Origin of the sequence: Micromonospora sp. WMMA1947 (assembly GCF_027497355.1) — a bacterium.
Classification (GTDB): domain Bacteria; phylum Actinomycetota; class Actinomycetes; order Mycobacteriales; family Micromonosporaceae; genus Micromonospora.
The window spans coordinates 4373244-4384772 of the sequence record NZ_CP114909.1 but is presented as its reverse complement, the minus strand read 5'-3'; the positions used below and the strand labels follow the sequence as shown (position 1 = coordinate 4384772).

The 11529-nt window shown below is 75.1% G+C and carries 12 protein-coding genes; 11 read left to right on the top strand and 1 reads right to left on the bottom strand.

The annotated features are described in order from the left end of the window. Positions 1–57: 57 nt before the first annotated feature. The 6 genes from O7604_RS20840 (at position 58) to O7604_RS20815 (ending at position 4196) form a co-directional block, all read left to right on the top strand. Positions 58–381 (top strand): YrhB family protein, encoded by a 324-nt coding sequence (locus tag O7604_RS20840; protein WP_281577476.1) that lies wholly within the window; start codon positions 58–60, stop codon positions 379–381. Between the two features lie 65 nt (positions 382–446). Next, a complete protein-coding gene (locus O7604_RS20835) occupies positions 447–812 on the top strand; it encodes a type VII secretion system-associated protein (RefSeq protein WP_281577475.1) in 366 nt (121 codons plus the stop codon). Further along, the gene (locus O7604_RS20830) at positions 809–1309 is read left to right on the top strand and encodes a type VII secretion system-associated protein (RefSeq protein ID WP_281577474.1); all 501 of its coding nucleotides are present in this window, start codon (positions 809–811) and stop codon (positions 1307–1309) included. The genes O7604_RS20835 and O7604_RS20830 overlap by 4 nt, the downstream gene beginning before the upstream one ends. After that, positions 1306–2226 (top strand): hypothetical protein, encoded by a 921-nt coding sequence (locus O7604_RS20825; protein ID WP_281577473.1) that lies wholly within the window; start codon positions 1306–1308, stop codon positions 2224–2226. Before O7604_RS20830 ends, O7604_RS20825 begins: the two co-directional genes overlap by 4 nt. Before the next feature lie 126 nt (positions 2227–2352). Continuing rightward, positions 2353–3300 (top strand): hypothetical protein, encoded by a 948-nt coding sequence (locus tag O7604_RS20820; protein WP_269705418.1) that lies wholly within the window; start codon positions 2353–2355, stop codon positions 3298–3300. Next, positions 3297–4196 carry a GlcNAc-transferase family protein gene (locus tag O7604_RS20815; protein ID WP_281577472.1) on the top strand — a complete coding sequence of 300 codons (900 nt, stop codon included), beginning with the start codon at positions 3297–3299 and terminating at the stop codon, positions 4194–4196. The genes O7604_RS20820 and O7604_RS20815 overlap by 4 nt, the downstream gene beginning before the upstream one ends. Here the strand turns inward: O7604_RS20815 and O7604_RS20810 are convergent, their stop codons facing one another. Beyond that, a complete protein-coding gene (locus O7604_RS20810) occupies positions 4197–6281 on the bottom strand; it encodes a S8 family serine peptidase (RefSeq protein ID WP_281577471.1) in 2085 nt (694 codons plus the stop codon). Positions 6282–7232: 951 nt separating this feature from the next. On the opposite strand from O7604_RS20810, the gene O7604_RS20805 reads away from it, so the two are divergent. Genes O7604_RS20805 through O7604_RS20785 form a run of 5 tightly spaced genes read left to right on the top strand, consistent with a single transcriptional unit; the run spans position 7233 to position 11525 of the window. Further along, a complete protein-coding gene (locus O7604_RS20805; protein WP_269705415.1) occupies positions 7233–7508 on the top strand; it encodes an acyl carrier protein in 276 nt (91 codons plus the stop codon). A 3-nt stretch (positions 7509–7511) separates the two neighbouring features. After that, positions 7512–8387 carry a hypothetical protein gene (locus O7604_RS20800; protein ID WP_281577470.1) on the top strand — a complete coding sequence of 292 codons (876 nt, stop codon included), beginning with the start codon at positions 7512–7514 and terminating at the stop codon, positions 8385–8387. Continuing rightward, positions 8384–9088 (top strand): hypothetical protein, encoded by a 705-nt coding sequence (locus tag O7604_RS20795; protein WP_281577469.1) that lies wholly within the window; start codon positions 8384–8386, stop codon positions 9086–9088. Before O7604_RS20800 ends, O7604_RS20795 begins: the two co-directional genes overlap by 4 nt. Further along, the gene (locus O7604_RS20790; protein ID WP_269705412.1) at positions 9076–10167 is read left to right on the top strand and encodes an acyl-CoA dehydrogenase family protein; all 1092 of its coding nucleotides are present in this window, start codon (positions 9076–9078) and stop codon (positions 10165–10167) included. Before O7604_RS20795 ends, O7604_RS20790 begins: the two co-directional genes overlap by 13 nt. Next, entirely contained in the window at positions 10164–11525 is a 1362-nt protein-coding gene (locus O7604_RS20785; RefSeq protein WP_281577468.1) for an MATE family efflux transporter, read from the top strand. Before O7604_RS20790 ends, O7604_RS20785 begins: the two co-directional genes overlap by 4 nt. The last annotated feature ends 4 nt before the right edge of the window (positions 11526–11529 follow it).

Sequence of the window (11529 nt, the reverse complement as noted above, 5' to 3'; positions counted from 1 at the left end):
TCCGGCGGCCGGGGCGGGCACCCCGTCAGACGACACACGACAGAGAAGGACTACCCGATGAACGCCGACGTCGCCCGCACCCGGGCGCAGGACGCGCTGCGCCGGCTGGAGAACCCGGCGCAGCCGCTGGCGCTGCTCGCCCCGGATGCGCCGACCGAGTACGAGTGGTGCTGGGTGTATCCGTTCAACACGGTCCGGGCCATCGAGACCGGCAGCATCATGGACACGCTCGCGGTGGGCCCGCTTGTGGTGCCCAAGAACGGCGCCGAACCCTGGGTGGCGCCGTCCGGCCCGCCGCTGGAGCGCTGGCTCAACGAGTACGCCGCGCGGGAGGGGCTGCCGGCGGTGCCGGTACCGGCCGCCCCGGACCCGTTCGCCTGAGCCCGGACGGGCGGCCCGCCGCGACCGTACCGTCGCGGCGGGCCGCCGCCACCTGGAGGAGAGCCATGACCCCCGACGCCGAGCCGCTCGACGCGCTGCTGCGCGGGATGATGCGCGGTGACGCCACGATCGAGCAGGTGCAGTCCGCGCTGCGCGGCTCCCCGCTCGACCTCGCGATGAACGGCGACGGCCGCCCTCTCGTCGTCCGCTCCTTCGACGACGTGCGGTGCGTGGTCGTGGCCACCTCGGCCGACGAGCGCGAGCACATCTTCGCGCCCGAGTGGCGCCGGGTCGAGGCGGCCGAGCTGGCCGAGCTGCTCCCGGACGGCATCGACGTCCTGGTCGACCCGGGCGGTCCCGAGCCGGTACGGCTGGCCGCCGCGATCGTCTGGTCCGCGCTGCACGTCGCCGACGAGGACACTGTGGGATGACCGACGAGGAGTTCCTGTTCCTGCTCGACCCGGCGTGGCCGGCCGACGAGAACGACGACGCACCGTTCGAGGCGGTCCTCGGGGTCTGGCAGGTCGGCGAGGACGGGGAGGTGGGCGAGTTCCGGAGCAACCCGGACTACCGCCCGCACTTCCCGGACTCCCCCGCCGACCCGGTCGACGCGCTGCTGCGCCTGATCGCCGCCGGTGCCGCGCCGCCGGCGCACCTGGGGGCGGTGCTGCGCGCGTCCACCCTGCACCTGGCGGTGAACGGCGACGGGCGGCCCCTCGTCGTACCCGCCCCCGACGACGAGCGGTGCGTGGTGGTCGCCACCGGCGAGCCGCACCGGGAGCGGGTGCCGGCCCCCGGCTGGCGGCCGCTGGACCTGGCGGAACTGGCCGCTGTGGCCGGTGAGCGCGACGCTCTGGTCAACCCCGGTGGCTCGGCACCCGCCCGGCTGGCCGCAGCCTTCCTGCGCGAGACGGCGGCGACGCGATGAGCACCGGGCAGCTGCACCTGCTCTGCCTGCGCGCCGCGGGCCGCATCCCGGACGAGGAGGTCGCCGGCCTGCGTACCCTGCTCGCCGACGGCGACCACGGCGCCTGCGCGGCCCGGCTGCTCGGTGCGTTCCCGCAGTCCGCGGCCGAGATCGCCGCGCTGACCGCCCTGCTGCCCCCGGAGACGCCGCTGCTGCCCGACCCGGCGGCGGACCAGGACGTGGACGCCGACCCGGCAGCCCGGTTCGTCCCGTTCCCCCCGGCCGACCTGCCGCGGTACGCGACGAACGCGCCGCCGGTGGTGGACGAGACCGCCGGCGGCACCGTGGACGACCTCGACCGGGCGCTGCTCGACGTGCTGGATCCGGCGCACACCGCCGGGGTGTGGCGCTGCTGGCGGATCACACCCGGACCGGCCGGCACCCCGGACGCGGTGCGGATCTACCTGGTCGAGGCGACGGTGCCCGACGACGAGCTGGCCGCGATCGCCGACCGGGGGCAGGGTGCGCTCGCCGACGCCGGTCACGCCGCGCCGGTCGAGGTCTACCGGCCCGACCTGCCGTTGCCCGCGTACCAGTGGGCGGCCCGGTCCCGGTCGGCGCTGATCTGGGCGCCGCAGCCGCCCGGCGAGGTGCGCCTGGCCACGGACGGGGACGCGCGGCTGCCGGTCGACGACGACGAGGTCGCGCCGTTCGTCACCCACCTGCGGTCCGCGCCCGCCCTGACCGCGCACCTGCGTACCGACGGCGCCTGGGTCTGGCCGGCCGGCCTGGCGGACCGGCTGCTCGACGAGGGCGCGCTGGCCGACGAGGGCCTGCTCCGGCACCTGCGGCGGTGCCGGGCCGACCCGCCGGCGCCGGCCGGCGCGGTAGCCGTCCACCGGGCCCTGGCCGCCCTGGTACGCGCGGGGGCGCTCTGACCGCGTGCACGAACGCCTCGGGTCGCGGTGTCCTTCGGGCACGAGCCCCGACGCCGCGCGGCACTCCCGTGCGCCGGCGTGGTCGAATGCGCCGACGACCGCCGACGAGGACGCGAGGAGGCCGCCATGACGGAGCAGGACGAGCTGCACACCGCGCTGCTGCACCTCGGTGGCCGGGTACCGGACGCGACGCTCGCCGACGCGCGGATGCGGCTCGCCGACACCGGCACGGTGTCCCTTCCCGAGCCGCCCGGACCGGTCGACCTGCCGTTCACGTTCGCGTCGGCCGTACCGAATCCGCGTGTCTTCGGTGGACGGGTGCCGCCGCTGGCCGACCTCACCGGCCGCGACGGCCTGATGGACGACACCGACCGGGTCGCCGTCGCCGCCGCGCGGCACCAGCCCGGCGCGGTGGCGCTGTGGCGCGGATGGCGGATCGCCCCGGAGTGGGCCGCCGCGGTGATCCCGCCCGCGCCGGTGTACGTGCTGGAGGCCAACGGGCCGCAGGCGGAGACGGCGGCGGCGGTGATGCGGGCGCTCGCCGCGGCCGGGATCTCGGCCCCGCTGGTCGAGGTGTACCGCTCCGGCGAGAAGCTTCCGCCGTACCCGGCGGCGGCCCGCCACCGCGGCGCGCTGCTCTGGGTCGGCCGGGACACCGGGCCGCTGCGGATCGCCCGCGTGTTCGACGAGGTGGACGACGACCGGGCACGCTTCGCGCCGGACCGCGAACGGCTGTCCGGCGAGGATCTCGCGTGGGCGGCGGCGTACCTCGACGCGGGCACGCCGGTGCTCGCCACCACCGGGCGCGGGCCCGACGTGGTGGAGCCCGCGCGGGGCCGGGTCGTGCCGATGACCTACCGCACCGACGGGCGCTGGCTCTGGCCCGAGTCCGTCACCTACTACCTGCGGGCGTACGGCCTGGCGCCCGAGCCGGATCTCCTGGCCCACATCCGGTCGCGCGGCGACCGGCTCCCGGTCACCGATCCGGCCGACGAGCACCGCGCGCTGGCGCTGCTGTTCCAGTCGTACGCCCTCGTCCCGGCGGAGACGGCGGCGGCGGAGGCGGGCGCATGACGATCTTCGTGGCGATCGCGTCGTACCGGGACCGGGAACTGGTGCCGACGGTGCTGGACTGCCTGGCCAAGGCGGCGCACCCGGAGGACGTCCGGATCGCGGTGTGCTGGCAGCACCTCGGCGACGAGGACATCTCCGCCATCCAGGGTCTGCCCCAGGTGGATGTGCAGGAGTACGACGCCCGCGACAGCCGGGGCGCCTGCTGGGCCCGGGACCGGACGTTCCAGCGGTACCGCGGCGAGGAGTGGCTGTTGCAGGTGGACAGCCACACCCGGTTCGCGCCGGACTGGGACGTACGGATGATCCGGATGGCGCGGGAGACGGGGGCGGCGAAGCCGGTCCTGACCGCGTACCCGCCGAGCTACGAGCCCGATCAGGAGTTCACCGGCGCGGGCGCACCCGCCGAGATCGTCGTCAGCGACTGGACGGTGTTCGGCGTGCCGGTCTTCGGTCAGCGCTTGATCGAGGGGGCCGCGCCCGGCGTACCGCCCAAGCCGGCGCTGTTCCTGGCCGCCGGGTTCCTCTTCGCACCCGGCTCGTTCGTCACCGAGGTGCCCTACGACCCGGGCATCTACTTCCACGGCGAGGAGATCACCCTGGCGCTGCGCGCCTACACGTGGGGCTACGACCTGTTCCACCCCACCGAGGTGCTGACCTGGCACTACTACATCCGGCAGGACAGGCCGCGGCACTGGAGCGACCACGTCGAGTCCGACTGGGCCCGCTACGAGGAGCTGAGCCGCCGGCGGGTGCTCTACATGCTGCACACGCCGCCGGTGGACCGGCTCGGCATCGGGCCGGTACGCACCCTGGAGCAGTTCGTCGCGCACACCGGCTGCAACTTCACCCGGCGCACCTGGACCGACATGCTGGCCCAGGAACTCGTACTGCTCTGATCAGTGTCCCCGCGCCGGCTCGCCGGTGCCGCTCGACCAGCGGGTCTCGGCGATCGCGGTGGCGAGCCGGGCCAGCTCGGGGTGCTGCCGCGCGTACGACGTGACGTGCTCGGCCAGCTCGTACTGGGACTGCCACCGGACCTTCCCGGCCCGCACCAGCGCCCGGTCCAGCGCGAGCGGGTCGCCGCGCAGGTGCCGCCGGACGTCCACCAGGACGCCGGTGAGCGACTGCTCCTGCTCGTCGGTGCCGGGCAGCGCCGTCACCATGGCCGGCAACGCGGCCACCGTCTCGTCGTCCATGCCCGGCACCAGGCCGATGAGTGCCTTCTCCCGCGCCTCCGGCCGAGTCTCCGCCAGGTAGGCCATCCCCGCCTCGTCGGCGGCCAGGTGCCGCAGCGCGGGGTCACGGCTCAGCTCCGCCACCGCCGCCGTCACGGCCGGCCCGGTGTCACCCGGAGCGGTGCCATCCGGAGCGGTGTCATCCGAAGCGGCGCTGCCCGGATCGGCATCACCCGGAGCGGCGCCGACCGGAGCGGCGTCGGGAGAGGCGGTGACGACCGGATCGGCGGCGGGAGCGGCCGGCACAGCGGCGCTGTTCGCCATGACGGTGCGGGCGGACGGAGATGCCGTCACGGCCCCGGCGGGTACCGCCTCCGGCCGGTCCGCACCCGTCCGCGCCGACCTGCGGGCGCGCAGGCCCAGCAGGACGGCGGCGAGCGCCGCCAGCCCGGCGAGCGCGAACAGCACCCCCCGGCGGCCGATCCCGGTGGAGCCGGACGTCCGTTCGGCCGCCTGCGCGCGGGGCGCCTCCTCGGGCAGCACGGCGGTGACGGAGGCGGTCAGGTCGATCTCCGGTGCGACACCGCCGGTCGTCTTCGCGGTCTTCAGCACCCGGTTGCGGACCTGCGCCGGGTCGAGATCGGGGTACGCCGACCGGATCAGCGCCACCTGGCCCGCCACGTACGCGACGGCGAGGTGCGTGCCGGTGCCGCTGACCGGTCGCGTACCGGTGATGCCGAGGCTCGCCACGTCGACGCCGGGTGCGACCACGTCCACGTCTCCGGCCCGGTAGCTGCCGGCGGCGGCTCCGTCCGGCCCGATCCCGCCGACGCGCAGCACCGCGTCGCGCAGCGGCACGTCCGGCTCCTCCGGCGTCTGCTCGTCGGCGGCGCCCACCACTACGGCCACGCCCTCGTCGACCGCCTCGTTGACGGCTGCCACCACCTCGGCCCGGCCGAGGTCCACGTGCGGCCCGATCGCGATGACGGAGGCGCCGGAGTCCACTGCCGCGCGGATGCCCGCGACGCTCGCCGCGGCCGTGGCGCCGGCGGTCCGGCCCGCCACCCGGACCGGCATCACCGCGGCGTCCGGCGCGACCCCGGCCACCGCCGACCCCTTCGCCGGCTGGGCCACGATCAGCGCGGCCATCGCCGTACCGGTGCCGAGACAGTCGGTGTCCCCGCGGGCGCCGCCGGTCGCCCGGTCGACGCCCGTCGTCACGCGGCCGGCGAGCGGGGGCAGGTTGCCGGCGACGCCGGAGTCGACGACGGCCACGAGCTGGTCCCGCCCCCGGCTGTGCGGCCACGCCCGGTCGGCGGCGACCCGCGGCCCGGCCCACGGCGACTGCGTGCCCGAGGTCGCGGCGGGGCGGCATCCCTTCGGCGCCCGGACGGCCGCGTCGTCGGCGGCGGCGGGTCGCCGCCCGTCCGGCGTGGACGCGCCGGGTGCCGGCTTCGCGGCCGGCGGGACGCCGAGGCGTACCTCGCCGCCGTGCGCGTCCCAGGGCAGCACGAGCACCCAGCCGGCCCGCAGCCGGGAGCCGTCGGTGAGCGTGCCGCCGTCCGGCTGGATCCGCCCGGTGTTGAGGGCGAACAGCTCGGCGGCCCGGGACCCGTCGCCCAGGAACCGCTCCGCGATCGCGGTGAGGTTCTCCGGCTCGCCCTGGTGGGCGGCTTCGACCGTGTAGTACTTGACCCGGTCGCCGTCGGCGCGGGCCACCGACGCCAGCGGCGTCAGCGCGAGCACCGCCGACGCGACGACGGCGGTGAGCGCGGCCCGGGCGGCTGCGCGTACGGTCCTGGTCACCCGCGACCGCCCCGGGTGCCGGTCACGGGCGTGGTCCCGGACGTCGCGTGGTGCGGCGAACGCCGGGCGTGCGAACCATCCGTCATCGATCCACTCTTGAACCCGGTCGAGAAGACTGTCCATTTCAGACGGGCAGGCTAGCATCGCGCTTCCCCCGCCCTCGACGGGACGCCGGATCATCCGGGCGCGGCGTCACCGCGACCCGCTTCCGTCGACCGAGCCGACGCCGCCCCGGCATGCCCGGCGTTACGCAATTCCCACCGCGACACATTCTCGCAAAAGCGAGGCGCGTGCGGACCGCGCGGCGGTCAATGCGGATTCCGACAGCCGGGCGAAAAGCCCACTCCGAATTGCCCTTTCGACCCCCGACGATCAGCCGAAAGCGCATCGGAAGGGCGGTTGTTGAGGTTCGTCACACGCGATCACCGCCGGATACGACTGTCGGCTACCGGGTAGCGCCACACGCCCTCATGACGTAGCAGCCACGAGGCACGCGCCGGCCGGGAAGACATGCCACCACCACACGTCCGCGCGGGTGAGCTGGGCCGCCGGCCGGTCCGTCCCGGCAAGGTGGACAGATACCGCGAATCAGGTACGGACGGCCAGGTCCGACATCGCCGATCCGGGCCGGGTCGGCCGGGAACACCGGAAAGGCGAATCGGCGGCACCCGTACGAATCGCCGCGCTGCCGCATTTCCGACCGACACACTCAGTCGTACTGCCGTCACCCGGCGAGTCGGAAAGGCATTGACACCCCGGATCGTCGTTCGGCAAAGTTTCTTCCGCCGACCGCAACCGGAGGACACTTTCCGGCGGCCTTTCTCGATCCCCGTAATCCTTTCCACACCGAATCACCATCGTCGGTGGACAACCGTGCGCCCGTCCGGGCGATTGCCCGCCCGCTCGCGGGCCGGTTCCGGCCGTCTCCGACCCGAACGAAGGAGCACCTCCGTGCCCGTTCAGGAATCCGAGCTCATCGACACCGTCAAGCGCGTGCTCGCCGACGTGACGCACAACGACGCCGTCCTCGACATGGATCTCGACACCCAGCTCCGCGAGGACCTCGGGATCGACTCGATGACGTCGTTGACGTTCCTCATGGCGCTGGAGGACGCGGTCGACGGGTTCTTCGTGGACGCGACGACGCTGGAGGCCGAGCACTTCCAGACCATCGGCAGCATCTACGAGTACGTCCGCACGCAGCTGAGCGCCGCGAAGATCGCCTGACCGATGACCGGCCTCTACGTACAGGCGGCGCACCACGCGGTGCTGCCCACCCGCGACGACCGGCACCCGCCCCGGCCGCGCTTCGTCGAGTACCAGGCGGACCTGCACCGGATGGCCGGCGTGGTCCTCGACGAGGCCACACTCACCCGGGGCGACCAGTACACGTTCGTCGACCTGGCCGACGCGCTGGCCGACCGCACCGGACCCGGTCTCTTCCGCGACCTCGGTGTGCTCGTCACCAGCTACTGGACGCCGGAGTTCGACCCGGACGTGTCCGCGTTCGGCCCGTACCTGCACCATCGGCACCGCCTCGACTGCACCTCGTTCGACCTGGTCGACCAGGGCAGCATCTCCCCGGCGCTCGCGTTGCTGGTGCTCTGCGACTTCCTGCGGGCCGGTCCGGCGGACCGCGACGGCCTGCTGCTCAGCGTCGAGCAGACCACCGTCCCGGCCCCGGTGGGCACCCACTTCCCCGGCCCGAGCCGGTCCACCGCCGGGGCGGTCCGGATCGGCCGCCGGCCGGCCGGGACGGAGATCCTGACCGTTACGGCGCTCGGTGAGCCGGCGGTGCTGGGCGACGACGGGGACCTGTCCCGCCTGGTCGCGCGCTGGTGCGCGGAGTACGACGTGGACCCGGCGGAGCTGACAGTGCGGGTCAACCGGGCCACGTTCCTCTACCGGCGGTGGGCCTACGCGTACGGGCCGGACTCGTGGCCGTGCCGGGTCGAGTTCGTGCCGCCGGAGCGCAGTTGCACCGGGCTGTTCCGCTGGCTCGGCGCCGAGTCCACCACCCCGGCCGGCGGACACGTCGCCTACGTCGAGGAGGACGTGGAGAGCCTGTCCGCCGCCGTGGTGCTGACCCGGGCGGTGACGCCGTGACGAACGTGCTGCGACTGCCCACCCGGCCCGCCGGGACGGCCGCCGCCGGGGAGCCGGGCGCCGACCCGGTCGCGGTCCGGTTCACCGTCGGCGCCGCCGTGGCCCGGGCCCGCGAGACCGGCGCGCTGCCGGCCGGATGCGGCCCGGCGGCCGGGTACGCCGGACTGGTGCTCGCCGACCGGGACGCGGCGACGGTGGAGGCGTTCGACCTGACCACGGGTGCCGTCCTCGGGGCGGAACGGCTCACCGTCGTACCCCATGAGCTGCTGACCCGCGCGGACCTGGTGGTGCTGCGGTACCGGACGGCCGACGGACCGGCCGACGCGCCGGCCCTGCGGCTGTTCCGGCAGGCCCTCGCCGACGCCGAGCGGGACGCGCTCGGCGAGGCGGTCCGCTGGTGCCGGCGGTTCCTCGCCGGCCGGCGTTCGGCCGGTCAGCGGCTCAGCGCCCACCCGGTGGTGGCCTACCAGATGGCCGGGCTGGTGGCCCGGGCCGCCGCCCTGCGCCAGGCCGACGCGGCCGCCGCGCTCGCCGTGCCGGCCGGCCGGGCCTGGTGGGTCCGGGAGGTCGACGGGCTGGCCCGCGACCTGATCCGGATGGCCGGCGGCCGGTCCGTCCTCACCGGGCAGATGGCGCAGATGCGCACCGCCCTGCTCTACGCCAACCGGATCTACCTGGACGGTGCCCCGTGTTCCGACTGAATCCCGACCGCTTCGCCGCCCGCTACGGCCCGGAGTGGCTCGCCGCGGCCGACTGGTACCGCGAGAACTCGCCGGCCGTGCCGGACGACCCCGACCTGGTGCTGCGGCACCTCGACCACCCGGCCGTCGCGCAGAAGATCGAGGCCGAGTTCACGGCGGACACCCGGCGGCGGGCCGCGATGTTCGAGGCGCTCAGCTACGGCAGCGCGAGCTTCCTGCTCACCACCCCCGGCCCGTCACTGTCCGGCGTGCTGCTGGACGCGCTGGGCACGCCCCGGCAACGGGCCTGGTTCCGGGAGCTGGTGTCCACCACCCGGTGCCGCACGTTCTTCGCGGTCACCGAGCCCGGACGCGGCTCCGACGCCGCCCACCTGGACACCACGCTGCGCGACGGCCGGCTGACCGGGGAGAAGCTGCTGTTCGGCAACGGGGCGGTGGCGCCCGTCGGCACCGTCCTCGCGCGCACCGGCGACGGCCCGCTGGACCTGGTGGCGGTGCTGCTGACGCCGGAGCTGATCGAGTCCGGCGCGGTACGGCGACGCGTGCTCCCGATGTTCGCCCTGCCCGGCGCGCAGCTGTCCGAACTGCGCGTCGACGGGCTGCGGGTGCCGCCGGAGGCGGTGCTCGGCAGCCACCTCAAGGCCACCGAGCGCGGCATGATGGGCATGCTCAAGACGTTCCACCGCTTCCGGCCCGGGGTGGCGGCGATGGCGCTCGGCCACGCCCAGGCCCTCGTCGACTACGTCCGGGACCACGTCGGCGCCGCCCGTGCCGAGCTGGACCGGTTCGACCAGATGCTGGAGCGGTCGCGCGAGTTGAACGCCGCCGCCGCCCGCGAGGTCGACGAGGAGCCGCTGCGCGGCGCGCTGGTGTCGCTGGCGAAGCAGCGGGCCACCGCGGCGGCCGAGGAGGTCGCCGAGGTCCTCGCCCGGGAGCTGCCGGTGGCGGCGCTGGTCGACCACCCGTGGCTCGCCCGGTCCCTGACCGACGTGGTGGCGTACGAGTTCATGGAGGGCACCACGCCCATCCAGCTCGCCAATGTGCACGCCGGCTACCTGCGCCAGGAGGTGCCGGTATGACGGCCGTCGACCAGTCGCGCCCGGCCGGGGACAGCGCGGCGCCGCCGGTGCTCGCTCCGGTGCTGGCGATCGCCCTTCCGGTGCTGCTCGCGTCGCTGGCGAGCCTGGTGGCGCCGCTGCTGAACACCGCGGTGATCGGCCGGCACGACCCGGCCCACCTGTACCCGCTGGCGCTGGTGCTGCCGATGATCCTGTTGCAGAACTCGGTGAACGAGAGCCTGCGTGTCGCGTCGGTGGCGTTCGCCGCCCAGGCGTCGGGCAGCGGCGACCTCGACACGTACGCCCGGCGGCAGCGGACCGTGCTCGTGCTCGGCGTGGCGGTCAACCTCGGCGTGGCGCTGCTGTTCCTGGTGGCGCATCCGCTCTTTCTCGACCTGTACGCGGTGCCCGCCGGCTCGCGCACCCTGGTGTACGCGTTCGTCCAGCTCAACACGCTCAGCGGCGCGGTGCTGGCGGTGAGTGTGGCGCTGATGTCGAGCCTCTACGGGCTGCGGCAGGTCCGCGCGGTGACCGTCGGCACCCTGGTGAGCCTCGGCTCCGGGGTGGTGCTCACCGCCGTGCTCGTCGGCTGGCTCGGCGTGTTCGCCCTGCCGGTGGCCACCGCCACGACCGCGGCCGCCACCGCGGTCTGGGCGTCCCGCCGGCTGGCCCGGTGCGGGGTGCGGCCCTGGGCCCGGATCGGGCTGCGCGCACCGGTCCGCCGGTCCTGGCGGGAGGTCTGCCGGATCAGCGTGCCGGTGAGCCTGGGCTACCTGCTGCTGTTCGGCAGCGGGCTGGCGCTGACCCGGATCCTCGCCGGTTACTCCCCGCTGACAGTGGCCGGGTACGGCGTGGCGTACCGGGTGCAGAACCTCGTGCTCCTGCCGGCCATCGCACTCGGCGTCGGCGCCGGCATCACCGTCAACCGGCTCGCCGCGCAACGCCGGGGCAGGCGGGTCGGGCCGTCGGTCGTCGCCGCCGTCGGGCTGTCGGCGGCGGTGTTCGCGGTCGTGGCAGCCCTGGTCTGGCTGGTCCGCGGGCCCGCGACCGGGTTGCTCACCGGTGATCCGGCGGTGGCCCGGGCCGCCGCCGACTACCTCGGGTACCTGGCACCGGCCTATCTGGTCGCCGGTCCGCTGCTCACCCTGTCGATCTTCCTGGAGGAGACCGGGAACGGTGTCCGGGCGCTGGTAGTGAACGCCACGCTCACCGCTCTCCAGCTCGCCCTGGCCGCCGGGCTGGCCCGCGCCGGGCATCCGGTGTCCCACGTCTACCTCGCGCTGGCCGTGGCCCACCTGCCGGCCGTCGGCTTCGTCGTCCACGAGCTGCTCCGCGCCCGCCGCCTCGGCGATCGGGTCAGCGCCATCCCCACGAGCTGAAGGA

Coding starts and splice junctions, on each gene's coding strand:
- O7604_RS20840 (WP_281577476.1), top strand. CDS start 58: ATGAACGCCGACGTCGCCCGCACCCGGGCGCAGGACGCGCTGCGCCGG.
- O7604_RS20835 (WP_281577475.1), top strand. CDS start 447: ATGACCCCCGACGCCGAGCCGCTCGACGCGCTGCTGCGCGGGATGATG.
- O7604_RS20830 (WP_281577474.1), top strand. CDS start 809: ATGACCGACGAGGAGTTCCTGTTCCTGCTCGACCCGGCGTGGCCGGCC.
- O7604_RS20825 (WP_281577473.1), top strand. CDS start 1,306: ATGAGCACCGGGCAGCTGCACCTGCTCTGCCTGCGCGCCGCGGGCCGC.
- O7604_RS20820 (WP_269705418.1), top strand. CDS start 2,353: ATGACGGAGCAGGACGAGCTGCACACCGCGCTGCTGCACCTCGGTGGC.
- O7604_RS20815 (WP_281577472.1), top strand. CDS start 3,297: ATGACGATCTTCGTGGCGATCGCGTCGTACCGGGACCGGGAACTGGTG.
- O7604_RS20800 (WP_281577470.1), top strand. CDS start 7,512: ATGACCGGCCTCTACGTACAGGCGGCGCACCACGCGGTGCTGCCCACC.
- O7604_RS20785 (WP_281577468.1), top strand. CDS start 10,164: ATGACGGCCGTCGACCAGTCGCGCCCGGCCGGGGACAGCGCGGCGCCG.